The following is a 24,539-nucleotide window of genomic DNA, read 5'->3' on the forward strand; positions in this document are numbered from 1 at the left end:
GGGCGGCGTGCTACTGGCCGGCCGGATGTTACTGGCGGGTGGGTGAAGTTCCCAGGAGTTCGCGGGAGTTGGCGGGAGTTGGCGGGAGTTGGCCGGGCTTCCTTCTTCAAGGGCTTCCCCGGCGTCATCGCCGGGAAATTCCCCAGGGCCTTCGCCTGGGTCTTCCTCGAGGCCTTGGCTGGGGGTTTCCTCGGGCTCTTCGCGGCTCCCGGCCCGCGCCAACCACCGCAAACCCAGCTACCTGCACGGCTCCCTCAGCGGCTCGCCGAACCGGTTCGGCAAACCCCGCCTCGAACGTCTCGCGAGCCCGACCGGACACTCGCCAGAACTGCAACGAGTCCTGACCCATACGCGTTCGTCTCACCGACACCGCAAGGCCGACGCTCAGACGTTACACCGTGTGACACGAGCGTCACCGTGCACAGCCTGTTCCGACGTGCCTGGACCACCCAGCACTGGCAAGAGCACCCCACCCGCGACCCTCTATCCGGGCGAGCCCCTAATATCGCTTGGCGTCCTCCGACGGACGCTGACGCCCGCTGGGTCGTGCCCGCCGCCCAACGCCCGGCACGACGACTCCACTGCATGGCAATGGAGTCCAGCACCGAGGAGAGGAACGTTCATGCGCGCCCGGACCATCGCCACGGCCACCGCAACAGCATTGGCACTGGTGGCCGCTCGTGACCTTGTCCAGAAGAAGCACGCATTGCTCCGGAACTTCCCCGTGCTCGGGCACGCCCGGTACCTGTTGGAGACGATCGGGCCTGAGCTGCGGCAGTACATAGTGACCTCCAACGACGAGGAGCGCCCGTTCAGTCGTGACCAGCGCACCTGGATCTACGCGTCGGCGAAGGGGGAGAACAACTACTTCGGGTTCGGCACCGACAACGACGTGGAACACACGCAGGGGCACGCCTACCTGAAGCAGCGCACGTTCGCCGGCACGCTGCCCGACATGCACGACCCGCAGGCCCCACTGCCGTCAGCCAAGGTGCTGGGCGGGCCGCGCGGGCGCGCCAAGGCGTTCCGACCGGCGAGCGTGGTGAACATCTCGGCGATGAGCTTCGGATCGCTCTCCGGCGCGGCGATCACGGCGCTCAACAAGGGGGCGGCGCTTGCGGGCACCCTGCACAACACGGGCGAGGGCGGTCTCTCGCCGCACCACCGCAACGGCGGCGACCTCGTCCTTCAAATCGGTACGTCCTACTTCGGCTGCCGCAACGAGGACGGCAGCTTCAACATCGACAAGCTCAAGGATGTGGTCGCCGGCGCCCCGGTCAAGGCGATAGAGATCAAGCTCTCCCAGGGTGCCAAGCCGGGGCTGGGCGGAATGCTGCCGGGCGCGAAGGTGACACCGGAAATCGCCGAGATCCGCGGCATCCCGCTCGGCGAGGACTGCGCTTCCCCGTCGCGGCACACCGCGTTCGGCGACGTCGACTCGATGCTCGACTTCGTCGAACTGCTCGCCACCGAGACCGGCCTGCCGGTCGGGATCAAGAGCGCGGTGGGCGAGATGGAGTTCTGGCAGGAACTGGCCACGCTGATGGCGCGTGGTGACCGTGGTGTCGACTTCGTGACCATCGACGGCGGCGAGGGCGGCACCGGGGCGGCACCGCTGACCTTCTCCGACTCGGTGTCGCTGCCCTTCCGGATGGGCTTCTCCCGGGTCTACGGCGCCTTCGCCGAGCGGGGGCTGACCGACGACCTGACTTTCATCGCCTCCGGCAAGCTCGGCCTGCCCGAGAACGCCGCGGTCGCCTTCGCTCTGGGTGCCGACATGATCAACGTGGCCCGTGAGGCGATGCTGTCGATCGGCTGCATCCAGGCGCAGAAGTGCCACACCGACAAGTGCCCCACCGGCATCGCCACCCAGAGCCCGTGGCTGGCCCGCGGCCTCGACCCGACCTCGAAGGCCACCCGGGCCGCTGTCTACCTGCGCACCCTCCGCAAGGAGCTGCTGAAGGTCTCGGCGGCCGTCGGTGTCGCCCACCCGGCGCTCATCACGGCCACGGACATCGAGATCATGAACGGCGACTACGAGGCCCGCACCCTGGCCGGCGTCTACGGCTACAAGGACGGCTGGGGCGAGCTCGGCCCGCACCTCGCCGAGGAGATCACCGCACTGCTCACCACCGAGCAGTCCTCCGGCCAGAAGCCGACCGCCTGACGCGCCGATCACGGCAGGCACCGCGCTCGGCGCTCCCCTGCCCGGAGCGCGCGCGTGGCGCCGGCCGGTGGCACCCTTGTCTTCCCTGCTCCACGAACAGCCCCTGCCTAGGTGATCACAACATGAGCGAAAAAGTGAGATTCCCGAGCGTCGTCGGCCCCGAACTGGCCGGAGCGATCGACCTGCCGGACGGCGAGATCCGCGGCTGGGGGATCTTCGTGCACGGATTCACGCTCGGCAAGGGCTCGCCGGCCGCGTCGCGTGTCAGCAAGCAGCTGGCACGCGAGGGGATCGGAATGCTGCGCTTCGACAACCTCGGGATCGGGGACTCCGACGGCGACTGGGGGGACGGTTCCTTCACCGTCAAGGTCCAGGACACGATCCGTGCCGCAGCCATGATGGCGGAGCGAGGGACTCCGGCAGACCTGCTGGTGGGGCACTCATGGGGAGGCGCCGCCGTCCTCGCCGCGGCGGCCGAGGCAACCGGCGTCCGCGCGGTCGCCACGATCGGGGCGCCGGTCGATCCCAGCCACGTCGAGCGACAGTACGACGCGGTCGTGGATCGCGTGCTCAGCGAAGGGTCGCACGAGTGGTTCGTCGGCGGGAGGACCCTGGTCCTCAAGCGCGCCTTCGTCGAAGACGTCCGCCGTGCTCACCTGCGCGACCGGATCGGTGAGTTGGACCTGCCGCTACTCGTCCTGCATTCGCCGACCGACAACACCGTCGACATCGACAACGCCGGAGAGATCTTCCGCGAGGCACGACACCCGCGAAGCTTCGTCTCACTCGAAGGAGCAGACCATCTCCTGACCGCCCGAGGACAAGCACAGCGAGCCGCCCACATCATCAGCGCCTGGGCCGACCAGTACATCCACGGACCACGGCCCGCAGGAGACACATCTCAGGTGGTGAAGAGCTCGCTCGGATAGTGCCGCAGGGTGCACCCCCTGGCCGGCACCCAGTCAACGGACGCAGACGAGAGAGCCGCCCGGATCGGCGCCCCCAAACGACCAGCGAACGACGGTGCCCCGTGGCACATGACCCTCGTCTGCCTCCCCGTCGATGATCCGAATGAGGTTGGCCGGTGTCGGGAAAAGACCCCCCGGGCCCGTCCCCGAACGCAGGGACCCCCGCCGGCAAGCCGCCGGGGGTCCCTCAGCACAAGCCACTGGAATCTCCAGCCAAACGCAGCAGGCGAGGTCAGAACTTCACGGTCGAGACGGTGTGGACGACGGGGTGCCCCGGCTCGTCGTAGTTGACCATGATCCGCTGGTACGGGTGCGGTGCCCGGCCCGTGGTCGTCGTACCGGCCCACGGCACGTCGAGGCTGAAGTCCCAGCCGACCTTCGACGCCTGGTCGGGCGGGATCGTCTTCTGGTTCTTCTTGAGGGCGGCGGTGCTGGTGCCGACGGCGTTGAGGTAGTGCTCGAGGCCCCACTTGTTGGTCCTGAACTGCACGAACAGCGAGCTGGTCTGCCAGGAGTTGGTCTCGTAGTAGTAGACCGGGGTGGAGCCGATCGGTACCGGGACGTTGTAGATCCGCTGCTGGACCTTGGAGGGGAAGGCGTTGGTCAGGCCGGTGGCGGCGGCCTCGGCCTCCTTGCCCTCGCCGCTGTCCCGGCTCTGCTCGGCGGAGATGACGATATAGCCGGCCGGGATCGCGATCAGCAGGAAGACGATCAGTGCCATCAGCACGGGGCGGCGGCGCTTGACGCGGGGCGGCGTAGCGGGGTGCGGATCGTCGTGCACGGTGTGCAGGTCGGTGTCGGTCATCGTCGGCCCGCCCGTTCGTAGCGTTCGTAGCGCTCCACGCGGCGCCGGTTGGCGCGCCGGAAGCGGCGGGCCACCAGGCGGGCGAGGTCGGCGGCGCCGACCATACCGGCCTCGGGGCCCAGCTGGGCCTTGGTGATGGTGGCTTCGGGGCGGTAGCCGCGGCCGGTGAGATGGCGCCGGAAGGCGTCCCTGGCCGGGCCGATCAACAGGTCGTCGGCGGCGCTGACACCGCCGCCGATGACGAAGCAGGACGGGTCGAGGGCGGCGGCGAGGTTGGCGATGCCGACGCCGAGCCACTGGCCGATGTCCTGGAGGAGCTCGACGCACATCGCGTCGCCCTCCCGGGCCAGCTCGGTGATCAACGGTCCGGTGATGTCGCCGATGCGCCCGCCGACCCGGTCGATGATGTTGTACGCGACCGGGGAGTCGGCCACGGCCAGCTCGCGGGCCTCGCGCACCAGGGCGTTGCCGGAGCTGTACTGCTCCCAGCAGCCGCGGTTGCCGCACGGGCAGCGGTGGCCGCCGGGGACGACCTGCATATGGCCGAATTCACCGGCCACGCCGTACTTGCCGCGCTTGACCGCGCCGTCCTCCAGGATCGCGCCGCCGATGCCGGTGCCAAGGGTGATCATGACGAGGTGGTCCTCGCCGCGGCCGGCGCCGAAGCGCCACTCCGCCCACGCGGCGGTGTTGGCGTCGTTGTCGACCATGACCGGGACCGCGAGACGGCCGGCGAGGCGGTCGCGCAGCGGTTCGTTGCGCCAGTTCAGATGCGGCGCGAACAGCACCTTGCTGCGGTCCGCGTCGACCCAGCCGGCCGCGCCGATGCCGACCGCATGGACGTCGTGCCGGTCGGAGAGGTCGAGCACCAGCTCGGTGATGGTGTCCTCGACGACCCTGGGGCTCTTGGACTTGTCCGGCGTCTCGGTGCGGACCTTCTCCAGGATGGCGCCGTCGGCGTCGACGACACCCGCCATGACCTTGGTGCCGCCGATGTCGATGCCGACGGTGGGCACCCGGGGGGCGGTCAGATGCGAGCGCCGCTCACGGGTGCCGACCGTGCGCAGCACGGTGGCTCTGGCGGATCCTCGGTGCACCCGGTCCCGGTACATGCTCATCGACCCACCTCTTCGCCGTTGCTCCCCCATTGCCTGAGGGGCGCGGGTGGTACCCCCATGCGGCGGCTGCGTGCTCGCAAGAGTCGTCTCGTCCCTGCGGGGTCTCGGGAGGCCGGGGCCTCGATGTGCGGGTTCGGTGCGATTGTGCATCACCGGCGGCGTCCGGCGCACCGCGACGGGGAGTAATGCGCCCCGCGCGGCCCGTGGGCCTGCGCGGGGCGCGGGGATGATCACTCGGGCCGGTGACCGCCGGGGAATTCCGGTGTCGCGGTCCGGGCAAGCTCATGGCTGAGCTGTTCCAGCTCGCTGCCGCCCGCCATTTGGCGGGTCAGCTCCTCCAGGGCGATCTCCGATTTGGCGTGGCTGCCGGCCATCGTGCCGCGTTTGAGAAGGACGAAGCGGTCGCCGACGAGATAGGCGTGGTGCGGGTTGTGGGTGATCAACACCACGCCGAGCCCGGCGTCCCGCGCGGCCGCGACGTACTTGAGGACGACGCCGGACTGCTTGACGCCCAGTGCCGCCGTCGGCTCGTCCAGGACGAGGACCTTGGCCCCGAAGTAGACGGCGCGGGCGATGGCGACGCACTGCCGTTCGCCACCCGAGAGGGTGCCGATGGGCTGGTCGACATCGCGCAGGTCGATGCCCATCCGCAGCAGCTCGCTGCGGGTGGTCTCGCGCATCGTCCTGACGTCGAGCCGCTTGAAGGGGCCCACGCCGGTGGTGGGCTCGGAGCCGAGGAAGAAATTCCGCCACACCGGCATGAGGGGGACGACGGCCAGGTCCTGGTAGACGGTGGCGATGCCGCGGTCCAGGGCCTCGCGCGGGGAGGAGAGGGAGGCCTCCTCGCCGTCGATGGTGAAGGATCCTGCGTCGTGCCGGTGCAGTCCCGCGATGATCTTGATGAGGGTGGATTTGCCGGCGCCGTTGTCGCCGAGCACACAGGAGATCTCCCCGGCGTGCACCTCCAGGGACACGCCTTCCAGTGCCCGGACATTGCCGTAGTACTTGCTGACGTCTCTCAGCTCGACCAGCGCTGTCATGCCTTTTCCTCCGCCCGCTTGCGGACCCATGCGTTCAGGAGTGTGGCGAGCAGCAGCATCGCGCCGAGGAAGAACTTGTACCAGTCCGGATTCCACTGCGCGTAGACGATGCCCTTGCTGGCCATGCCGAAGATGAAGGCGCCGACGGCGGCACCGATCGCCGAGCCGAAGCCGCCGGTCATCAGACAGCCGCCGACCGCCGCGGCGATGATGTAGAGGAATTCATTACCCACGCCGTCGCCGGACTGGATCGCGTCGTACGAGAACAGCAGGTGCTGGCCGGAGACCCAGGCGGCGAAGGCGACGCCCATGTAGAGGCCGATCTTGGTCTTGGCGACCGGGACGCCGACCGCCCGCGCGGCGTCGGCGTTGCCGCCGACCGCGAAGATCCAGTTGCCGACGCGGGTGCGCAACAGGATCCAGGTGGCGACGGCGACCAGCACGATCCACCACAGGATGGTGACCTGGATGTCGACGCTGCCGAGGGTCAGATGCGAGGCGAAGAGCGTACGGGCCGATTCGAAGCCCTCCATGTCGGCGATGGATTTCGTCGAGACGGTGCCGCTGATCAGTTTGGTGAAGCCGAGGTTGAGGCCGGTCAGCATGAAGAAGGTGCCCAGCGTGATGATGAAGCTGGGCAGTTTGGTACGGGTCAGCAGCAGCCCGTTGAAGGCTCCGATGGCCAGGGTGACCAGCAGGGACACCCCGACACCCACCCAGGTGTTGGCCGTCATCTGGTAGCTGAACATCGAGGAGATCAGCGCCGAGCTGACGACCATGACGCCGGCCGAGAGATCGAATTCCCCGCCGATCATCAGCAGCGCCACCGGCACGGCCATGATCCCGATCGTCGAGGACGCATAGAGCACGGTGGAGAGGCTGGAGGCCCGCAGGAACGGTTCGGCGACGATCGAGAAGAACACGAAGACCGCGGCGGCGCCGACGACCGAACCCAGTTCGGGGCGGCCCATCAGCCGGCGCCCCAGGGAGCGGTGCAGCAGCCGCTCGTCGCCGTTGCTCTTGACCGGCGGTCCCGCGGGCGCCGGCGGCGCCGCGTCGGCGTGGCTCATCGGGTCCCCCGCTTCGTGTAGTCCTCCAGCGCGGCGGCGTCCTTCTTGGTGATCACCTGGGGTCCGGTGAGCACCGGCTTTCCGCCGCCGAGGACATCGGAGTTGTACTTGTAGAGCCACAGCAGGTCGACCGCCTCGTAGCCCTGGAGGTAGGGCTGCTGGTCGACGGCGAAGCCGAGGGTGCCGTCCTTGAGGCCGGTCGCGACCTGGGCGTTGAGGTCGAAGGTGTCGATCTCGGCTTTGCTGCCGGCCTGCTCCTTGGCCTTGACGGCGGTGGGGGCGAACGGGGCGCCGAGCGTGACGACGGCGTCGATGGAGCTGTCCGCCTGGAGCTTGGACTCGATGGAGGACTGCACGTCGGGCATGTTGGTGCCCTCGACATACAGCTTTTGCAGATCGCCCTTGAAGGTCTTCTTCGCGCCGTCGCAGCGCTGCTCATGGCCGACGTTGCCCTGCTCGTGCAGGACGCACAGGGCCTTCTTGCGGCCGCGCTTGTTCAGCTCCTCGCCGACCGCCTCGCCGGCCACCGTCTCGTCCTGGCCGATGTGGCTGAGCGCCCCGAAGGCCTTGGACTCCTCGGCGCCTGAGTTCACCGTGATCACCGGGATACCGGCCTTCTCGGCCTTGGCGACCACGTCCTTCATGGCATTGGGCTTGGCGAGCGAGACGATCAGCCCGTCGACCTTCTGGTCGATATAGGACTGCACCAGCTGGCTCTGCCGCTGAGCCTCCTTGTCGTGCCCGTAGACGAACTTGATGTTGTCCTTGACGGCGGCCTGCTGGGCGCCGTTCTGGACGATGTCCCAGAAGGTGTCGCCGTCTCCCGAGTGGGTGACCATCGCGAACGTCCACCTGGGGGTGTTCACCGCGGCCTTGCCGCCGGCGGCCTTGGCGGCGCGCTCCTGTTCGGCGCGCAGGCCTCCGGTGCTGCTGCACCCCGCCAGGGAGGCGCCGAGCGCCGCCGCCAGCACGGCGCTGACGACGCGTCCCCTTCTTCCAACCCGTGCCACGAGGACTCGCCCTTCCCGCTGATGCTGCCGTGTCGGCTGCGTTGGTTGTATTCGCTGTCCGGACCGGCCGGTCCGTGCGCGGGCGGTGTCCTGCACCGCCTCCGGCGCCGGTCGGCCGGGCCCAACCGGCCAAGTATCCGTTACCGGTGATCTGTCCCGGTTCATCGGGTCCCGTCTTCCCTGTGGCTTCACCGGGTGCCTCGCCCGGTGTATTCGGTCAGCTTCGGTACATCCTTCTCGGTGACCAGGGCGGGCCCGGTGAGCACCGGCTTTCCGCCACCGAGCACATCGGCGTTGGCCTTGTGGAGCCAGAGCAGATCCACCGCCTCGTAACCCTGGAGGTAGGGCTGCTGGTCGACGGCGAAGGTGACGTCCTTGGCCTTGAGCAGCTTGACGACGGCGGAGTTCAGGTCGAAGGTCGCGATCCGGGCACCGCTGCCCGCCTCCTCCTTGGCCTTGACGGAGATCGCCGCCATCGGCGCGCCGAGCGTGACGATCGCGTCGAGGGACTTGTCCGACTGGAGCTTGGCCTCGACCGAGGACTGCGAGGCCGGTGCGTTGGTGCCGTCGACATCGAGGTTCTCGACGGTCCCGTGGAAGGCCTTGCGGACGCCGGCGCAGCGGTCCTCCAGCGACACATTGCCCTGCTCGTGGAGGACGCAGAGGACCTTCTTCGCATGCCGGTGATTGAGCTCCTCGCCGACCGCGCGCCCGGCCACCGACTCGTCCTGTCCGATGTGCGTCAGTGCCCCGTACGCCCGGGAGAACTCGCCGCCGGAGTTCACGGTGATGACCGGGATGCCCTGCGCCACGGCCTTGCGGACGGCCGCCTTGACGGCCTGCGGCTTGGCGAGGGTGACGATCAGCCCGTCCACCTTCTGGTCGATGTACGACTGGATCAGCGCGGCCTGCTGGGCGCCCTCCTTGTCATGGGCGTACAGGAACTTCACGTTGTCCTTGGCGGCGGCCTGCTCGGCACCGTTCTGCACGATGTCCCAGAAGGTGTCGCCGTCGCCGGAGTGGCTGACCATGCCGATGGTCATGCGCGGGGTGCCGGCGCCCTTGCCGGATCCACCGCCCGCACCGTCGGCGTCCTCGCCGCCGGTGGCGCTGCACCCGCCGGCCAGCGCGACAGTCGCCAGTAAAGCGGCGGCGCGGCGCACCGCGACGCTGCGGACAGTGAGGGGACCAGCCGTACGCACGCCGATCATCGTGGGACCGCCTTTTCTCCCGGCCGCCGGAATGCGGCTGGAGGAGTTTGTAACGGCGCGCGCAGAGCCACGTCAATAGTTTGTCAGAACATTCTGACGAGGGGGTGTCGCGCGGGTACCCCATAGCCGGGCATTGCGGGTGATATTGCTCCACCTGCTCGGGGCCGGGGTGGCGAATCGACCGGTCCGGGGGCCGCGTCAGGGACGTGCCGGGGCACGCACGGGCACGCACGGACGGGCACGGACGGACACCGGCGGGCACGGACAGGCAGGCACAGGAGGGCCCGGCCCCGGCGTTGCGCACACGGGCGCTACGGGGCCCATGCCGCGCTCAGGGCCAGAGGGCGGGCAGTCCGCCCCCCCGCTCAGGGACTCAGGGCCGTACCAGCAGCTGGAACTCGAAGGCGTAACGGGAAGCGCGATAGACGTGCGAGCCGAACTCGACCGCGCGCCCGGTGTCGTCGAACGTCGTCCGCTGCATCGTGAGCAGCGGAGCGCCCTCGGGCTCGTCGAGGCGCTCACCCTCCTCGGCGGTCGCGGCGCGCGCACCGACGGCCTGACGAGCGCTGTGCAGGGTGATGCCGGCCGACCGCATCAGGCGGTACAGACCGGTCTCCTCCAGCTCGGCGGTCTCCAGCTTCAGCAGCCCCACGGGAAGGTGATTGCGCAGATGCGCGACGGGCTCGCCATGCGTCAGCCGCAGCCGCTCGACCAGCGCGACCTCGTCCCCCTCGGCGATCCCCAGCGCGGCGGCGACCTCGGCGTCGGCCGTGGTGGTGGTGTTGAGCAGCACGCGGGTGGCCGGCTTCTGCCCGGCCGCCTCCAGGTCGTCGTAGAGGCTGCTCAGCTCCAGCGGGCGCTTGACCTGGCTGTGGACGACCTGGGTGCCGATGCCGCGACGGCGCACCAGCAGCCCCTTGTCGACCAGCGACTGGATCGCCTGCCGCACCGTCGGCCGGGACAGGCCGAGCCGGCCGGCGAGCTCGATCTCGTTGCCGAGCAGACTGCCGGGAGCCAGCTTGCCGTGCTCGATCGCGGCCTCCAGCTGCTGGGACAGCTGGAAATACAGCGGGACCGGACTGCTCCGGTCCACGCTGAACTGGACGGGGCTCTCGGCGCCCAGGGCATCTTCTGTTTCGCGTTTCCCCACGCTCGCGAGCGTATCCGTCCGGGCAGATGACGGGAAGTCCGGAGGTCACATTGTCCGGACAAGGGCAGGTGGAGAGGTCGGCTTCCTGGCTCGTAGCGGGGGCGGGGTGGCCCCGGGGCGGGAGCCCAGGTGGCTCCGGGACGGCCACTTCCGGCGCCGCGGCTGGCACACTGCCCTCGTCGGTCACATCCACCGGAGCGGGTGCGACATGAGCATCGAGGTCGACGACGTGGACGCGGCCTACGCAGCCGTGCTGGCCGGCGGCGCACAGATCGTCCGGACGCTCCAGGACGAGGAGTGGGGCGTCCGCCGCTTCTTCGTCAAGGACCCGAACGGCCGGATCGTCAATGTCGTCGGGCATCAGGCGTCACACGGCGAAACCGGCCCCGGGGCCGGCGCGAGCACCGACGCCGACACGGACACGGACATCGATACCGCCACCGGCACGCGTACCGGTGGCGGATCCCGCACGCCCGCCGCCGGCTGAAGCGCCCGGGTCCCGACTACCCCTCACCGTTGCCGCCCGCCGGCCCGTTGAGGGGCAGTACCGTCCCCTGCGCCACCGCGCACACGCTCTCCTCCCCCTCCGCGCCGATCACCGTCAGATCGCAGCGGCACACGGCCTGCCGGCGCCCGGCCTGGACGACCTCGGCGCGGGCGCGCAGCGTACGGCCGACGGCCGGGCGCAGGTACTGGATGGAGAAGCCGCCGGTGACGATGGCCGGGCCCAGGGCCGTGGCCGCGGCGAAGGTAAGGGTGTTGTCGGCGGCGTACGACAACACTCCGCCGTGCACGAAACCGTGCTGTTGCAGGAGTTCCTCGCGGATATCGATCTCCAGCGTCGCCGCACCGTGCCCGAACTCGGTGATCCGCGCCCGCACCAGCCTGCTGAACGGCTGTGCGTCCAGTGCCTCTTGCGCCGACGCAAGATCGAGCACCGCACTCACCGCACTCTCCCGCACCGCACCGGCCATCTCGCCACCCGCCTCTCGCCCGTACCTCCGACGCCCTGACCGATATTAGAGTCAGCTCTCCAAAACGACACGCATACGAACGGTGCGCTACTTCATCCAGGCGTCCTCGTACGTGCGGTACGTCCCGTCATGGGTGGCCAGGTGCACCCACTGGTCCACATACGCCTTGAACTCGTTGTCGCCACGGGGCAGGGCGTAGGCCTTCTCGGAGAAGGAGAAGGGCTTGTCCGGGTGGAGTGAACAGAGTTCGGGGTGGATCTTGGCCTGGTAGCGGGTCTCACTGGCATCGGTCATCATCACGTCCGCACGGCCCGCGATGATCTCGTCGAAGATCGTCGTGTTGTCCGGGTGGACCGTGATGGTGGCCTGCTTGAGGTGAGCGCGCGCGAATTCCTCGTTGGTCCCGCCAGGATTGACGATGACCTTCGTTCCGGGCCGGTCGATCTGCCGCAGGGTCTGGTACGTGTCCTTGTCCGCGCAGCGCACGATGGGCGTCTTGCCGTCGGTGCGGGTGGGCTCGCTGAAGTAGACGGAACGGGCGCGCGGGAGGGTGACCGAGACGCCGCCCATGGCGATGTCGCAGCGCCCGGCCGAGAGGTCGCCGACGAGCTCGGCCCAGGTCGTGGCCACGTAACGGGGCGTGGCATCAAGGCTCTTGGCGAGATCCTCGGCCATCTTGATGTCCACACCGCTGTAGGTGCCGGTCTTGGGGTCGCGGTGGCTGAAGGGGCGGTAGTCGCCGGTGGTGCAGACCCGCAGCACCCCGCGCCGGGGGACCGCGTCGAGGGCCGACGTGTTCCCGCGGGCCGCGGGCGTGGCGCCCCCTCTCGCGGCGGGTGCGTCCGACACCGCCGGGGCGGCGGCGGTGACGGCGAGCAGACAGGCAAGAGCGGAGAGGGTGGCGACGCGCTTCATGACGGCTCCTGTGACTCCGGTACGCGGCAACGTGATCACATGATCGAAGCGCTCAGAGTGGCAGAGCCCGTGGTTCAGGTGAACCCCTTGACCGGCCAGTGGGACGGTGGAGGGCCGGAGGGCTGAGGCAACGGCGCGCCGACGAGCCGGCGAACCGTCAGTCCTCGTACAGGTCCGCGGTGCCCCTGGTCGTCGGGCGGTGAGGAGCGGCTTCGTCGAGTCGGCTGAGGAGGTCGGCGGCGCGCTTGGCGACGGTGTCACGGTCGCCCTCGGAGAGCGCCGCCCCCATGCCCACGGCAACGGCCCCCGCCGCGATCCACTCCGGCGCGCTGTCGACCGTCACCCCGCCCGTCGGCAGCAGCGGCACCTGCGGAAGCGAGGCACGGACCTCCGCCAGCCAGGACGGATCGTGCGCCGAGGCGGGGAACAGCTTGAGCGCGTCCGCACCGAGTTCGAGCGCACGGACCATCTCGGTGGGCGTCGACACCCCGGGGAAGACCGGGATGCCATAGCGGTGGCCGGTACGGATGACCTCGGCGTCAAGGCTCGGCGAGACGAGGTAGCGGGCGCCCGCGTCGACCGCCATGCGCGCCGATGCCGCGTCAAGGACCGTGCCCGCACCGATGATGGCGTCGTCGCCCAGCTCTCGGGTGAGAGTCGTGACCGCCTCCAGGGCGAAGGGGGTGGTGAGGGATATCTCCAGGCTGGTGATGCCGGCTGACAGAAGAGTGTCGGCCGTGGCGCTCGCCTCGTCATAGGTTCTGCTACGGACGATGGCGAAAACCCGCTGCGCCAGCGCGGCCCGGGTGATCTCCCAGCGATACACGGCAGTTCGCCGTCCTTCCTTGTCTCCAACGCTCCATGCCGGCTCGCCGTGCCCCACGGCGGATACGGCACTTTCCGGGGCGTGCCGCAGCAGCTGACCGCACATGGTCTTTTTCCGCTGATGCCCGCCCGATCCTCGTTTCTGTCGAAACGCTACCGGCAGCCACTGACAATCCTCTCGCGGGGGTGCGCCCTGTGCGCCCCTTCTGCCAAGAATCGGGAGAAGAGGGAGGTGGGAGGGGGCGCACGGCAGGGGAGCGCAGCTCCGGCGCACAGCACGGCGGCGGCCGGGGTGCATGTGCACCCCGGCCGCCGCGGGTTGGGACAGCAGGCCCTGACCGGCCCGCCGCCCCCGTTGTTCGGTTGTGGTGCGGCTCTCCGGCCGCTCAGCCGTCGGTCTCAGCAGCTGCGGTCGACGAGATCGAACGTCTTGTAGTGGTCGGCGGTGTAGTAGTCCTCGTCCTTCTTCTCGCCGGCCACGATGCGTCGCGCACCGCGGTCGGGAGAGCCCGGCGTGATGACGGTGAACTCGTGGTAGTAGTCGGAGCTCTGGGACGGGAGGATGCCCTCCCGGTTGTCAAAGACCGTCCCGTCCTTCGGATACGGGTAGGGCCCGCCCTTCGCGATCAGGTCGAGGGTGTCGTGGGCCTGCGAAGGCAACTTGGAGTAGCAGACGTTGCCGACGCCTTTGACGTGCACGGACGTGACGTGCGCCGCCGCGGCGTACGAGGTGGCCGTGTGGGTCGTGGCGACGGCAGGCGTGGCGGCGACCGCGGTCCCGCCGATGAGAAGGGCCGAAGCGAGGGCGCCGGCGGCGCCGATCCTGGTGATCCGTGGGGGGATTCTCATGCTTACCAGAATGACGCGCGTAGACATGATCCTGTCAATCCCAACGGGCCGAAGTTTGCAGGGAGTTCACCACATCGCACCCCTCAACCGCCCCAATCGTCCCTATATTGCACCTGCGTCCCACCGGCATGGCGCCCGCTCCCCCGCCCGGCCCCTGGAGGGCACCAAAACAGGATTGATCGTCTCGACCCGTGAGAATTCGGCTTGCATGGCCGTCGCAGGCCCATGAGACTCCGGGGCATGAACGCGAAGATCACCCGCATGAATCCCGAGCAACTGCACGCCACACCTGGCTACCACCACATCACCGTCGTCGAGGCCGGCCGGACGGCCTACTTGGCGGGACAGTGCCCGCTGGACAGCGACGGTTCCCTCGTGGGCGACGGAGATCTCGGCCGGCAGATCGACCAGGTCGCGGCGAACGCACTGACCGCCCTGGCGGTCGTAGGAGCCAAGCCTGAGGACGTGCTGCGCACGGTGATCTATGTGTGCAGCGAGGAGACCGAGGTCCTGTGGACGGCCTGGCGGCGGCTCACCGACTCCCCCCTCGCTCCGGCCCTCAGCGCCGCCAGCACCCTCCTGGGCATCTCACAGCTGGCCTTCCCCGGACAGCTCGTCGAGGTGGACCTCACCGTGGCACTGCCCGACTGAACCGGCCCGATGAACCGGCACGGCGCACCGGCCCGATGAACCCTCCCGCCTCAAGGCCGGTCACGGCCGGAGGGATTCGGGACGGGGCCGGGGCAGATCCGGAATGGGTCCGGGCGAGGTTCGGGTTGAATTCACCGTGGACCGGACCGGTCCGGTGGAGCGGTGCGGACAGAGCTGCACCAGGCGCGGTCCGAACCGGCGGCCCGGACCCGGTGGCACCGGGCCACCGGGCCGCACCGGACCACCGGGCCGCACCGGACCGGGCCGGCCTCTGGGCCGGATGACATCACTGGAGGGATGCCCATGCGCGTCAAGGACTTCGATCATCTGGTGCTCAACGTGCAGGACGTCGAGCGTGCGCTGGACTTCTACTGCGGGCCGCTCGGGCTGGAGCCGGTCCGGGTGGACGAGTGGCGGGCCGGCACCGCCCCGTTCCCGTCCGCACGGATCAGCCCGACCACGATCATCGACCTGGTCGCCCGCCCCCGCGGCGAATCGAACGTGGATCACATCTGCCTGGTCGTCGAGCCGTTGGACTGGCAGGAGGTCATCGACTCGGGCCGGTTCACCGTGCTGGAGGGGCCGGGCAGCCGCTACGGGGCACGGGGCGAGGCCCAGTCGATCTACGTACAGGACCCGGACGGGAACACCGTGGAGCTGCGGTGGTACCCGGAGGACGCCGCCGGGGAATGAGTCCCGGAGCGGGGGCGGGAGCATCCACTGGGGGCTCAGGGCGGAGCGCCGGGAGGTGCGCCCGCCCCGCACCGCGTTTGCCTCTCAGGCAAATCTTTTGCCTGAGAGGTGAAGTGTCGTTATACCGGGGATATGACCGAGCTCCCCGACGAGCCCTCCGGCACTCCGCCGGAGGATCTGTCCACCGTCGCGCCGCGACTTCGTGACCTGCGCAAGCGCAGTGGTCTCACGCTGGAGACCGCGGCCCGGCTGGTGGGACTCTCGCCCGCGCATCTGTCGCGGCTGGAGACCAATCAGCGACAGCCCTCACTGCCCATGCTGCTGGCGCTGGCCCGTACCTATGGCACCACGGTATCCGACCTGCTCGGCGAGACCGTGCCGGAGCGGGACCCGGTCATCCGAGCGGGCCGTACGGAGCCGTCGGAGGCCGGCGGCTGGACGTACTGGCCGGTGGGCGGCGCCGGGCGGGCCATGCAGGCGCTGCGGGTCCATGTGCCCCAGCGGGCCCAGGGCGATCTGGTGCGGGTGCATCCGGGCGAGGAGTGGCTGTACGTCCTCGACGGACGGCTGCGGCTGACGCTCGGCGCGGCGGTGCATCTGCTGGACCCGGGCGACGCCGCGCACTTTGACTCGCTCACCCCGCACCGCATCGCCGCCGCCTCGCACGGTGGGGTCGAGCTGCTGTTCGTCCATACGTTGCTGCAAAGCGGGACCGCCGAGCTGTGCTTCGGCGACGACGCGAGGCGCCGCGGGCTGTGAACCCTCGGCGCCGTTCTTGAAGGAAGGACCCTACGTCGTGCCCGATCAGACCACTCCTGCCGCTCCCCCGTCTTCGGAGCCGCTTCCCGAGGTGTCACCCGCCGCATCGAGCTACAAGGAGGACACGCCACCGCGCGGGCTGTATGTGCGCGTGTTCATCTATGTCGTGGCGACGCATGTGCTGCTGGCGTTCCTGAGCTTCCTGGTGATCGTCGCCAAGACGCGGTGACGCGTGACGCGGCGCTGGGCTTTCGTCCCACGTTTTCGGCTGTCCCGCCGTGGTGGTTTCTCGCCGTTGCGCCTGCGGCGGGCGGGTGGGTGTCGGGTGCGGTGACCGGCCCGTCCCCTCCCGTGAGTGGGTGGGGAAAGGCTTCGTGGGGGCGGGCGTAACGGCTCGGTGCGGGGTGGGTGGTCGCCCGGCTTCGGCAACGTCCATCTCTTCGGTTCGAAAGTCCATTGCCCCGGTGCGGTGGGCAGGTGAAGGGTGCTGGCGCGAAGGTTCGCACGACTCTCGTCCCTGCACCTCGCTGTACCGAGGAGGACCGAAGGATGCACCGTACGCGCACGGCGGCGGCCACCGCGTTGGCCATGGCTTTGGCTGTGATCCCCCTGACGGGCATGGCGGCACCGTCGGGCGCCGGGGGGAATGCGGGGCACGACGGCCCCGGGGACAGCCCCGGAATGGCTGCTTCCCGTTCCATCTCCCCCACGCCCCGTTCCGTTCAGAGCCGGTCCGACCTGGTCACCATCACCCCGTCCGTGACCGTCGTCGCCGGGCCGGACGCCGATGCCCCGGCACTGGCCGTCGTCGAGAAGTCGCTCAAGGACGCGGGTGCCGACCGGGTCGTACGGGCCGAGCGGGCCCCGGCGCACGGGCAGTTGACGGTGTATGTGGACGGTGCGGGCGCGGCGCGGGCGCTGAAGGGGCTGGGGGCGCGGGGCAGCGAGGGGCTGCCCGCCGAGGGCTATGCGCTGGCCGTCGGCGAGGGGCGGATCGCCTTGTCCGGCAAGGACGCCACCGGTACGTACTACGCCGCGCAGTCGCTGCGGCAGTTGCTGCCCCACCGGGAGCGGCCGGGTGCCCAGGTGCGGGGCACCGCCGTACGGGACTGGCCGGCCACGCCGCTGCGCGGTGTCATCGAGGGCTTCTACGGAACTCCTTGGTCGCATGACGCCCGGCTCGACCAACTCGACTTCTACGGCGAGCACAAGATGAACATCTATGTGTACTCGCCGAAGGACGATGCCTATTTGCGGGAGAAGTGGCGTGACCCGTACCCCGCGGAGCAGCTGGCACAGATCAAGGAGCTGGTGGACCGGGCGCACGAGCGGCATGTGGAGTTCACCTATGCGCTCTCCCCGGGGCTGTCCGTCTGCTACAGCTCCGACGCGGATCTCAAGGCGCTGACCGCCAAGTTCCAGACGCTGTGGGACATCGGTGTGCGGACCTTCGCGGTGCCGTTGGACGACATCAGTTACACGGACTGGAACTGCGCGGCGGACAAGGACGCCTTCGGGACCGGCGGCGGGGCGGCAGGGGCGGCACAGGCGCATCTGCTCAATCGCGTCCATCAGGAGTTCATCGCCACGCATCCGGGCGCCGAGCCGCTCCAGATGGTGCCGACCGAGTACTACGACGTGAAGCCGTCGCCGTACAAGAAGGCGCTGGCCGCCAAGCTGGACGGGAATGTGCTGGTCGAGTGGACGGGCGTGGGGGTGATTGCGCCGACGATGACCGTCGCCCAGGCGCGGCAGGCCCGGGAGGTGTTCGGGCACCGGATCCTGACGTGGGACAACTATCCGGTCAATGACTATGTGACCAACCGGCTGTTGCTCGGGCCGTTCAACGGCCGGGAGAAGGGGCTGCCGGAGCAGCTGGCGGGGATCACCGCGAACCCGATGATCCAGCCCGCCGCGTCCAAGCTCGCGCTGTTCACGGTGGCCGACTATGCGTGGAACGACGCGGCGTACGACGCCCGTGCCTCCTGGGGCGCGGCGATCGAGGAATCGGCCGGTGGCGACGCCCGTACGGCACGGGCGCTGCGGGCCTTCGCCGATGCCCATTACGCCTCGTCGCTCAACCCGGAGCAGGCGCCCGAACTGGCCGCCGCCATCGCGGAGTTCGGCAAGGACGGGGACGCGCGACGGCTGGACGGGGTGCTGCGGACCCTTCAGGACGCGCCGGGGGTGCTGCGGGACCGGCTCGCCGATCGGCGGTTCGTCCAGGACAGCGAGCCGTGGCTGGATGCGACCCATGCCTGGGGCGTCGCGGCGCGTACCGCCCTGCGGCTGATCGAGGCGAGCAGGGCGGGTGACGGCGCGAAGGCCTGGCAACTGCGGCAGCAGATTCCGGAGTTGGTGCAGCACGCCAAGTCCTTCGTGTATGTCGACATGTCGGGGAAGAAGGTCCCGGTGCTGGTGGCGGACGGGGTCCTGGACACCTTTGTCGAGGACGCGGTGGCCGCGCACGACGAGGCGCTGGGCGTCGTGGGCCGGCCGAAGGGGACGACGGATCTGTCGGTCTACCAGGACAACGCGGTCTCCCGGATGACCGACGGCGATGACGCCACATACTTCTGGAGCGGCGCGGGGCCCAGGGCCGGTTCCTTCATCGGGCTGGATCTGCATGCCGAGCGTCCGCTGGGCACGGTCCGGCTGGCGATGGGCAAGAGCGGCAGCACGGACGACTATCTGCGGCACGGCGTCCTGGAGTACTCCTCGGACCACAAGAACTGGCAGCAGCTGGCCGCGTTCGACGGGAAGGCCGAGGTCAGTGTCGCGCCGCCGGCCGGTGCCAAGGCCCGGTACGTCCGCGCACGGGCCACGCAGGCGCAGGACAACTGGCTGGTGGTGCGGGAGTTCGCGGTGGCCGGGGCCGATGCGGTGACGGTGGCCGGCGGCCCGCCCGCGAAAGCCGGCAGCGCCCTGCGGTCGGCGGCGGACGGTGACCCGGCGACCGTCTATCGCGCGGCACGGGCGGCGCAGTCCGGTGAGGCACTGGAGTGCACACCCGACGCGCCCCGCGCGGCACGGTCCGTGGTCGTTCTGCGGCCGCAGGGCGCACCGGCCGGGGTGGCGAAGGTCGAGGTCCGTACGGGCGGAGCCTGGCGGACGCTCGGCACGCTGTCCGGGGCCTATACGCGGCTCGCGGCGGGCGACGGGGCGATCGAGGCCGTGCGCCTGGTCTGGCGGGACGGGGCGGCGTCCCCCGAGGTCAATGAGGTGATTCTGCACTGAGGGGAACCGAGGGGCTGAAGGGAGATGCCTTTTCTCCCGGCGGACGCGTCATCGCGCCCCCGGTCTCCGCCGTGCGCCCTACTCTGAGGCCCTGGCCGCCGCCCCTCGCCCCGGAGGAGACCGACCCATGGCCCGATCTGCGCCCGATGCCCCTCGTCCGACCGCGGCCGCCGTGCTGGACGACGCAGTCCGTACACTCGTCCCGGACCCCGGCGCCAACCGGCTGGTCGCGCGGATCGAGGCCGGTGAGGCGCCGCGCTCCGTGTTCGCCACCTTCGCCCTCGAACAGCACCAGGTGATCGCCGCCGACCGGCTCAGCTTCCAGCACCTGGCGCGGCGGGCGGACGGCGACCCGGCCGTGGCCGACTTCTTCGATCTGCTCGCCCAGGGCGAGACGCTGGCCATGAAGCGGCTGGCCGGGCTGGCGGACGCCTGTGGGCTGACCGAACGGGACATCGCGGAGTATCAGCCGCGCCCCGGCTGCCAGGCGTACCCCTCCTATGCGGCGCGGCTCGCCCTGGGCGGCGAGCCGGCCGATGTGGCGATCGCCCTGACCGCCAACTTCGCGGCCTGGAGCGGCTATTGCGCCGTCGTCGAGACGGCGATGCGAGGCCACTACGCCTTCCCCGAGGAGGCCCGTGGGTTCTTCGGCCTCTTCGCCGAGCCGTCACCGGCCGTCGCGGAAAAGGCGCGCGAGGCGGTGCAGCACGGCCTCGACACCCGCCAGGCGGAGCCGGCCACGGCGCACCGCTACGGCCGCCTTCTCCAGGCGTATGAACTCATGTTCTGGAACTCCGTCGCCGACTGATCCGGTCCGGCCGTACCGGCAAGGCCGGAGCCACCGGCCCGTCGGGGGCACCGGCCCGTCGAAGCCGCCGGCCGGCAGGAGCCGCCGCGCCCCGGTCAGCCGCTCAGCTCGTCGTGGCGGGCGCCGAGCCGTCGGGCGCCCGCCTCGGTGAGTGAGCCGTGCAGACGCAGCCGGGCTATGCCGCCGTCCGGGAAGATGTCGATCCGGACGTGGGTGGCGGGCGGTGCGTCGGCGAGCAGGAAGCGGTGGACGGTGTCGGGCTGAAGGCGGGTGCGGGGCAGCAGTTCGGTCCATTCGCCGTGCTCGCCGTCGCGTCCCGACAGCGCTGCCCAGCCTGCCGCATTGCCCTTGAGGCAGCCGGTGTCGATCTCCACCGCGCGGATCACGGACTGTTCGGTGAGGCGGTAGCGGACCCAGTCGTTGCCGGTGCCGCGGCGGCGCCGGGTCTCCCAGCCGTCGTCCATCTTGCGGGAGCGGCCCGGCTGGATGGTGTGCGTGGGCGAGGAGTAGAAGCGGTCCGAGGCGTCCTCGACCTGACCGCCGTTCTCCAGCGCGGCGACGTCGAACGTGCCCAGCGCGGCCAGCCAGCCGGGCGCGGGGACGACCTCGCCGTGGACCCGGAGGCGGGCGATGCCGCCGTCGGGATGCTGGTTGAGGCGCAGATGGGTGAAGCGGCGGGCGGTGTCGACGGCGAAGCCGTTGGCGGCGTGTCCGCCGACGGCGGTGCGCGGGACGAGGGTCGTCCAGGGCACGTCGTCGGCGAGGAGTTCGGCCGGCGACGGGGAGCCCTCGCGGCAGGTGCCTTCGACGCTGACGGACTGGGGGTAATTGCCGCGGAAGTGGGCGGTGTCGACGACGATGCCGTGGATCACTCCGGGCGCGCCGAGCCGGATCAGCGCCCAGTCGTGGTCCTCGTCCGCCGGGAACGGGTGCGCACTGTCGTTGCCGCGGCGTCTGCGGGTCTCCCAGCCGTCCATGATCTTGCCCTTGTGACCGAAGGCCTCGGGGTCGAAGTGGGCGGGCTCGGGCAGCAGGAGGTTCTCCCGCTCGGCGAAGAACTCGTCATGGGCGGCGAGCACACCCGCGCCCAGCCGCCGGTCGGCGAGGTCGGGGAAGTGGGTGAAGGGGAAGCCGTCGGGGCCGGGGGTGCGGTAGTCGGCGTAGGGGTCGCCGCCTGCGTACGGGCCGGCGTCGCCGGTGTAGTGGGGGAGGCCGGCGGTGGTCATGCGCGGTGCGGCCGTTCGAGCAGCTCGCCGGTGGGTTCGGTGAGGGTGGCGCCGTCGGTGATCTGCCGCCCGCGCAGCCAGGTGGACCGTACGACGCCGTGCAGGGTCTTGCCGGCGTACGCGGTGATCTTGTTGCGGTGCTGGAGAGCCTGCGGGTCGACGGTGAAGGTCTCCTCGGGCGCGAGGACCGCGAAGTCCGCGTCCCGGCCGGGCTCGATGGCGCCCTTCCGGCCGAGGCCGACCAGTGCCGCCGGTGCGGTGGCCATCCAGCGCACGACGTCGTCGAGGGTGTGGCCGCGCTTGCGGGCCTCGGTCCAGATGGCGGGCAGGCCGAGCTGGAGGGAGGAGATGCCGCCCCAGGCCGCGCCGAAGTCGGCGGTCTTGAGGTCGGCGGTGGAGGGCGAGTGGTCGGAGACGATGCAGTCGATGGTGCCGTCGGCCAGTCCCTCCCACAGCGCGTCCTGGTTGGCGGCCTCGCGGATCGGCGGGCAGCACTTGAACTCCGTTGCGCCGTCCGGGATCTCCTCGGCGGTCAGGGTCAGGAAGTGCGGGCAGGACTCGACGGTGATCCTGACGCCCTCCCGCTTGGCGGCGGCGATCAGCGGCAGCGCGTCGCTGGAGGACAGATGCAGGACGTGCACCCGTGCGTCGAGCCGCTTGGCGAGGGCGATCAGTCCGGCGATGGCGTCGTTCTCGCTGGCGCGGGGGCGGGAGGCGAGGAAGTCGGCGTACTTGGCGCCGTGCGGCTCGGGGGCCGCGTCCAGTTGGCCGGGGTCCTCGGCGTGCACGATCAGCAGGCCGTCAAAACCGGCGATCTCGCCGAGGGCGGCGGCCAGTTGCTCCTGGTCGACCTCGGGGAACTCGTCCACGCCGGAGGGCGACAGAAAGCATTTGAAGCCGAAGACGCCGGCGTCGTGCAGCGGGCGCAGATCCTTGACGTTGCCGGGGATGGCGCCGCCCCAGAAGCCGACATCGATATGGGCCTTGCTGCGGGCGACCTCGCGCTTGGTGTCGAGGTGGGCGGCGGTGGTGGTGGGCGGAAGGCTGTTGAGCGGCATGTCCACGAGGGTGGTGATACCGCCGGCCGCGGCCGCGCGAGTGGCCGTCCAGAAGCCCTCCCACTCGGTGCGGCCGGGGTCGTTGACGTGGACGTGGGTGTCGACGAGGCCGGGCAGCAGGACGTCGTCACCGAAGTCCCGGGTCCGCGCCCCGGCCGGAGCCTCGGCGTCGTGCGGCAGCACCGCGGCGATCCTGCCGTCCTTGACGACGACGGACGCCGCGCGCGTCCCCTGCGGGGTGACGACGCGTGTGGAGCGCAGCACCAGCTCTGTTTCGGACACCCGGTCCCCTCCTCGTATCTGTCTTCATCGTGGCGTGATGGCGTGCGCGCTGCACGGCCGCCGAGGAGGCCGTGGTGCCCGGGGCACGGAAGGCACGCAGGAAACGACTGCGAAATTCAACAGTCTGTTGAATGAGTCTTCACTCCGGACCGCGGCACGTCAAGACCCCTTCACCGACACCGGCGCACCGACCGGACCGGCTCCCCCTGACCCCACCGATTCCTCCTCCATAGCCGCCCTGACCTGGGACGAGATGATCTCGTCCGGGACCGGTGCGGCGCCCGTCGCGGACCGGTCGCGGCCGGAGACCAGGACGTAGAGCCCGCCGGAAAGCCCCATTCCGAAGATCCAGGAGAACGGCGCCACCGCGTGGAACGCCGGGACCAGGGCGAGCGCGGCGGAAACCGCGGCGGCCGGCAGGAAGGCAGCGACGGCCTTCGGGTTGAAGCCCCTGCGGTAGAAGTACGCGCCCCGGGCATCGGCCGAGAACAGCGCATCGACATCGATCCGGCCGCGGCGCACCAGGTAGTAGTCGACGAGCAGAATCGCCACCAGAGGGCCGAGGAAGGCCCCCAGCGCCCCCAGGAAGTACTGGATCACCAGCGCCGAGGAGTACAGCTTCCAGGGCATGACGACGATGGCCAGCACCGCGGTGATCATGCCACCGCGCTTGAAGTTCAGATACTTCGGCGCGAGGTTGGCGAAGTCGTAGGCGGGCGAGACGAAGTTGGCGACGACATTGATGCCGATGGTGGCGACGATGAAGGCCAGCGCGCCGATGACGGTGACCACCGGATTGTCGATCTTCTGGATCACCTTCACCGGGTCGTAGACCGCCTCGCCGAAGACCGAGATCGTGCCCGCGGTGACGAGGACGGCGACGACCGCGAAGGCGGTGAAGTTCACCGGCAGCCCGATCAGATTGCCGCGCCGGTAGGAGCGGTGGTCGGGCGTGAAGCGGGCGAAGTCGGCGTAGTTGAGGACCAGCGTCAGGAACGTGGCGACGGTCAGGCTGACCGCGATCAGGCTCTGCTCGACCTGCGCGGAACCGCTGAGATCGGTGAGGCTGCGGGTCAGCGAGATGTCACCGCCGGCCTTGACGACCAGATAGACCGCGAGCGCGAGGACGACGAGCCAGACCACCGGACCGGTCGCGAAGTCCTGGACCTTGCGGATGAACTCCATCCCGCGGGTCAGCAGCACGGCCTGAAGCCCCCACATCACCAGGAACGCGGTCCATCCCAGGGTGGACAGGCCCAGCACCGAGTTGTGGTGATAGGCCTCCAGACCGGGCGCGAGCTGAAGCGTCAGCAGGACCACGGCGGTCGAGGCCAGCCAGGTCTGGATGCCGTACCAGGCCACGGCCATGATCGCGCGCAGCAGGGCGGGAATGTTGGCGCCGTAGACGCCCCAGCTGGCGCGGGCGAGCACCGGGTAGGGAACGCCGGTCCGGTGCCCCGCATGCCCCATGCGGTTCATCAGCCAGTAGACGATCGAGATACCGGCCAGCAGCGCCACGAACACCTCCCATGCGGGCAGGCCCAGCACGAACAGGCTGGCGGCGAAGGCGTAGTTGCTGATGGCGTGGGTGTCGGACATCCACAGCGCGAAGATGCTGTACGTGCCCCATTTGCGCTCTGGGGCCGGCGCGAGGTCCTCGTTGAAGAGGCGCGGGTCCGGCTGCGGGGGCTTCGGGGGTGTTGTCACGTGTCCTCCCAGGCAG

General features: G+C 70.0%; 22 protein-coding genes and 1 pseudogene. 9 read left to right on the forward strand and 14 right to left on the reverse strand.

Annotation, left to right across the window (positions count from 1 at the left end; translation table 11 throughout):
• Positions 1-622: 622 nt before the first annotated feature.
• Both IF67_RS0109895 and IF67_RS0109900 read left to right on the forward strand, forming a co-directional pair.
• Positions 623-2,167: an FMN-binding glutamate synthase family protein gene (locus IF67_RS0109895; protein WP_030984180.1), complete on the forward strand. Its 1,545-nt coding sequence runs from the start codon at positions 623-625 to the stop codon at positions 2,165-2,167.
• Between the two features lie 122 nt (positions 2,168-2,289).
• Positions 2,290-3,096: an alpha/beta hydrolase family protein gene (locus IF67_RS0109900; RefSeq protein WP_030984182.1), complete on the forward strand. Its 807-nt coding sequence runs from the start codon at positions 2,290-2,292 to the stop codon at positions 3,094-3,096.
• 271 nt (positions 3,097-3,367) lie between these two features.
• On the opposite strand, the gene IF67_RS0109905 is transcribed toward IF67_RS0109900, so the two are convergent.
• From IF67_RS0109905 to IF67_RS0109935, 7 genes are all read right to left on the reverse strand, one after another.
• Positions 3,368-3,940, reverse strand: coding sequence for a hypothetical protein (locus IF67_RS0109905; RefSeq protein ID WP_030984184.1), 573 nt, complete (start codon positions 3,938-3,940; stop codon positions 3,368-3,370).
• Positions 3,937-5,058 (reverse strand): ROK family glucokinase, encoded by a 1,122-nt coding sequence (locus IF67_RS0109910; protein WP_030984186.1) that lies wholly within the window; start codon positions 5,056-5,058, stop codon positions 3,937-3,939. Before IF67_RS0109910 ends, IF67_RS0109905 begins: the two co-directional genes overlap by 4 nt.
• A gap of 230 nt (positions 5,059-5,288) precedes the next feature.
• Complete coding sequence (locus IF67_RS0109915) at positions 5,289-6,098, reverse strand: ATP-binding cassette domain-containing protein (RefSeq protein WP_030984187.1); 810 nt, start codon at positions 6,096-6,098, stop codon at positions 5,289-5,291.
• A complete protein-coding gene (locus IF67_RS0109920; RefSeq protein ID WP_030984189.1) occupies positions 6,095-7,168 on the reverse strand; it encodes an ABC transporter permease in 1,074 nt (357 codons plus the stop codon). The genes IF67_RS0109915 and IF67_RS0109920 overlap by 4 nt, the downstream gene beginning before the upstream one ends.
• Positions 7,165-8,178, reverse strand: a complete 1,014-nt coding sequence (locus IF67_RS0109925) for a sugar ABC transporter substrate-binding protein (RefSeq protein ID WP_420708626.1) — start codon at positions 8,176-8,178, stop codon at positions 7,165-7,167. The genes IF67_RS0109920 and IF67_RS0109925 overlap by 4 nt, the downstream gene beginning before the upstream one ends.
• Before the next feature lie 188 nt (positions 8,179-8,366).
• Positions 8,367-9,389 carry a sugar ABC transporter substrate-binding protein gene (locus IF67_RS0109930; RefSeq protein ID WP_030984193.1) on the reverse strand — a complete coding sequence of 341 codons (1,023 nt, stop codon included), beginning with the start codon at positions 9,387-9,389 and terminating at the stop codon, positions 8,367-8,369.
• A 373-nt stretch (positions 9,390-9,762) separates the two neighbouring features.
• Positions 9,763-10,482 (reverse strand): GntR family transcriptional regulator, encoded by a 720-nt coding sequence (locus tag IF67_RS0109935; RefSeq protein WP_030984194.1) that lies wholly within the window; start codon positions 10,480-10,482, stop codon positions 9,763-9,765.
• A 262-nt stretch (positions 10,483-10,744) separates the two neighbouring features.
• On the opposite strand from IF67_RS0109935, the pseudogene IF67_RS41305 reads away from it, so the two are divergent.
• Positions 10,745-11,026: pseudogene (locus IF67_RS41305) on the forward strand (VOC family protein); the annotation flags it as partial.
• A 16-nt stretch (positions 11,027-11,042) separates the two neighbouring features.
• Here IF67_RS41305 and IF67_RS0109945 read toward each other — a convergent pair.
• The 4 genes from IF67_RS0109945 to IF67_RS0109960 form a co-directional block, all read right to left on the reverse strand.
• Complete coding sequence (locus IF67_RS0109945; protein ID WP_051817832.1) at positions 11,043-11,513, reverse strand: PaaI family thioesterase; 471 nt, start codon at positions 11,511-11,513, stop codon at positions 11,043-11,045.
• Positions 11,514-11,600: 87 nt separating this feature from the next.
• Positions 11,601-12,428, reverse strand: coding sequence for a transporter substrate-binding domain-containing protein (locus IF67_RS0109950; RefSeq protein WP_030984200.1), 828 nt, complete (start codon positions 12,426-12,428; stop codon positions 11,601-11,603).
• Positions 12,429-12,585: 157 nt separating this feature from the next.
• The gene (locus IF67_RS0109955; RefSeq protein ID WP_030984201.1) at positions 12,586-13,254 is read right to left on the reverse strand and encodes a bifunctional 4-hydroxy-2-oxoglutarate aldolase/2-dehydro-3-deoxy-phosphogluconate aldolase; all 669 of its coding nucleotides are present in this window, start codon (positions 13,252-13,254) and stop codon (positions 12,586-12,588) included.
• A 398-nt stretch (positions 13,255-13,652) separates the two neighbouring features.
• On the reverse strand, positions 13,653-14,102 hold the full coding sequence (locus tag IF67_RS0109960) for a ribonuclease domain-containing protein (RefSeq protein ID WP_030984203.1): 450 nt from the start codon (positions 14,100-14,102) through the stop codon (positions 13,653-13,655).
• A 240-nt stretch (positions 14,103-14,342) separates the two neighbouring features.
• Here IF67_RS0109960 and IF67_RS0109965 point away from each other — a divergent pair, with 240 nt between their 5' ends.
• The 6 genes from IF67_RS0109965 to IF67_RS0109990 all read left to right on the forward strand — a co-directional run bounded on the left by IF67_RS0109965 (position 14,343) and on the right by IF67_RS0109990 (position 20,250).
• Positions 14,343-14,753, forward strand: coding sequence for a RidA family protein (locus tag IF67_RS0109965; protein WP_030984204.1), 411 nt, complete (start codon positions 14,343-14,345; stop codon positions 14,751-14,753).
• A gap of 303 nt (positions 14,754-15,056) precedes the next feature.
• Positions 15,057-15,446, forward strand: coding sequence for a VOC family protein (locus IF67_RS0109970; protein ID WP_030984205.1), 390 nt, complete (start codon positions 15,057-15,059; stop codon positions 15,444-15,446).
• 132 nt (positions 15,447-15,578) lie between these two features.
• Positions 15,579-16,205 carry a helix-turn-helix domain-containing protein gene (locus IF67_RS0109975; protein ID WP_030984206.1) on the forward strand — a complete coding sequence of 209 codons (627 nt, stop codon included), beginning with the start codon at positions 15,579-15,581 and terminating at the stop codon, positions 16,203-16,205.
• Positions 16,206-16,242: 37 nt separating this feature from the next.
• Positions 16,243-16,434 carry a DUF6126 family protein gene (locus IF67_RS0109980; protein WP_030984207.1) on the forward strand — a complete coding sequence of 64 codons (192 nt, stop codon included), beginning with the start codon at positions 16,243-16,245 and terminating at the stop codon, positions 16,432-16,434.
• A gap of 320 nt (positions 16,435-16,754) precedes the next feature.
• Complete coding sequence (locus tag IF67_RS0109985; RefSeq protein WP_030984208.1) at positions 16,755-19,442, forward strand: beta-N-acetylglucosaminidase domain-containing protein; 2,688 nt, start codon at positions 16,755-16,757, stop codon at positions 19,440-19,442.
• A gap of 127 nt (positions 19,443-19,569) precedes the next feature.
• Entirely contained in the window at positions 19,570-20,250 is a 681-nt protein-coding gene (locus IF67_RS0109990; RefSeq protein ID WP_030984214.1) for a transcriptional regulator, read from the forward strand.
• Positions 20,251-20,345: 95 nt separating this feature from the next.
• Here IF67_RS0109990 and alc read toward each other — a convergent pair whose 3' ends face one another.
• The 3 genes from alc to IF67_RS0110005 all read right to left on the reverse strand — a co-directional run bounded on the left by alc (position 20,346) and on the right by IF67_RS0110005 (position 24,523).
• Positions 20,346-21,476, reverse strand: coding sequence for an allantoicase (alc, locus tag IF67_RS0109995; RefSeq protein ID WP_030984216.1), 1,131 nt, complete (start codon positions 21,474-21,476; stop codon positions 20,346-20,348).
• Positions 21,473-22,816, reverse strand: a complete 1,344-nt coding sequence (gene allB / locus IF67_RS0110000) for an allantoinase AllB (protein WP_030984217.1) — start codon at positions 22,814-22,816, stop codon at positions 21,473-21,475. Before allB ends, alc begins: the two co-directional genes overlap by 4 nt.
• Positions 22,817-22,975: 159 nt before the next feature.
• Entirely contained in the window at positions 22,976-24,523 is a 1,548-nt protein-coding gene (locus IF67_RS0110005; protein WP_030984218.1) for an NCS1 family nucleobase:cation symporter-1, read from the reverse strand.
• Positions 24,524-24,539: the final 16 nt, after the last annotated feature.

This window comes from Streptomyces sp. NRRL S-1813 (assembly GCF_000719605.1).
Taxonomy (GTDB): Bacteria; Actinomycetota; Actinomycetes; order Streptomycetales; family Streptomycetaceae; genus Streptomyces; species Streptomyces decoyicus.

Excerpts from the sequence above, each read along its gene's own strand:
- IF67_RS0109970 (WP_030984205.1), top strand. The coding sequence starts at position 15,057 with ATGCGCGTCAAGGACTTCGATCATCTGGTGCTCAACGTGCAGGACGTC.
- IF67_RS0109965 (WP_030984204.1), top strand. The coding sequence starts at position 14,343 with ATGAACGCGAAGATCACCCGCATGAATCCCGAGCAACTGCACGCCACA.
- IF67_RS0109950 (WP_030984200.1), bottom strand. The coding sequence starts at position 12,428 with ATGAAGCGCGTCGCCACCCTCTCCGCTCTTGCCTGTCTGCTCGCCGTC.
- IF67_RS0109930 (WP_030984193.1), bottom strand. The coding sequence starts at position 9,389 with ATGATCGGCGTGCGTACGGCTGGTCCCCTCACTGTCCGCAGCGTCGCG.
- IF67_RS0109960 (WP_030984203.1), bottom strand. The coding sequence starts at position 14,102 with ATGAGAATCCCCCCACGGATCACCAGGATCGGCGCCGCCGGCGCCCTC.
- IF67_RS0109915 (WP_030984187.1), bottom strand. The coding sequence starts at position 6,098 with ATGACAGCGCTGGTCGAGCTGAGAGACGTCAGCAAGTACTACGGCAAT.
- IF67_RS0109905 (WP_030984184.1), bottom strand. The coding sequence starts at position 3,940 with ATGACCGACACCGACCTGCACACCGTGCACGACGATCCGCACCCCGCT.
- alc (WP_030984216.1), bottom strand. The coding sequence starts at position 21,476 with ATGACCACCGCCGGCCTCCCCCACTACACCGGCGACGCCGGCCCGTAC.
- IF67_RS0109945 (WP_051817832.1), bottom strand. The coding sequence starts at position 11,513 with ATGGCCGGTGCGGTGCGGGAGAGTGCGGTGAGTGCGGTGCTCGATCTT.
- IF67_RS0109895 (WP_030984180.1), top strand. The coding sequence starts at position 623 with ATGCGCGCCCGGACCATCGCCACGGCCACCGCAACAGCATTGGCACTG.
- IF67_RS0109985 (WP_030984208.1), top strand. The coding sequence starts at position 16,755 with ATGCACCGTACGCGCACGGCGGCGGCCACCGCGTTGGCCATGGCTTTG.
- IF67_RS0109920 (WP_030984189.1), bottom strand. The coding sequence starts at position 7,168 with ATGAGCCACGCCGACGCGGCGCCGCCGGCGCCCGCGGGACCGCCGGTC.
- IF67_RS0109990 (WP_030984214.1), top strand. The coding sequence starts at position 19,570 with ATGGCCCGATCTGCGCCCGATGCCCCTCGTCCGACCGCGGCCGCCGTG.
- IF67_RS0109910 (WP_030984186.1), bottom strand. The coding sequence starts at position 5,058 with ATGAGCATGTACCGGGACCGGGTGCACCGAGGATCCGCCAGAGCCACC.
- IF67_RS0109900 (WP_030984182.1), top strand. The coding sequence starts at position 2,290 with ATGAGCGAAAAAGTGAGATTCCCGAGCGTCGTCGGCCCCGAACTGGCC.
- IF67_RS0109975 (WP_030984206.1), top strand. The coding sequence starts at position 15,579 with ATGACCGAGCTCCCCGACGAGCCCTCCGGCACTCCGCCGGAGGATCTG.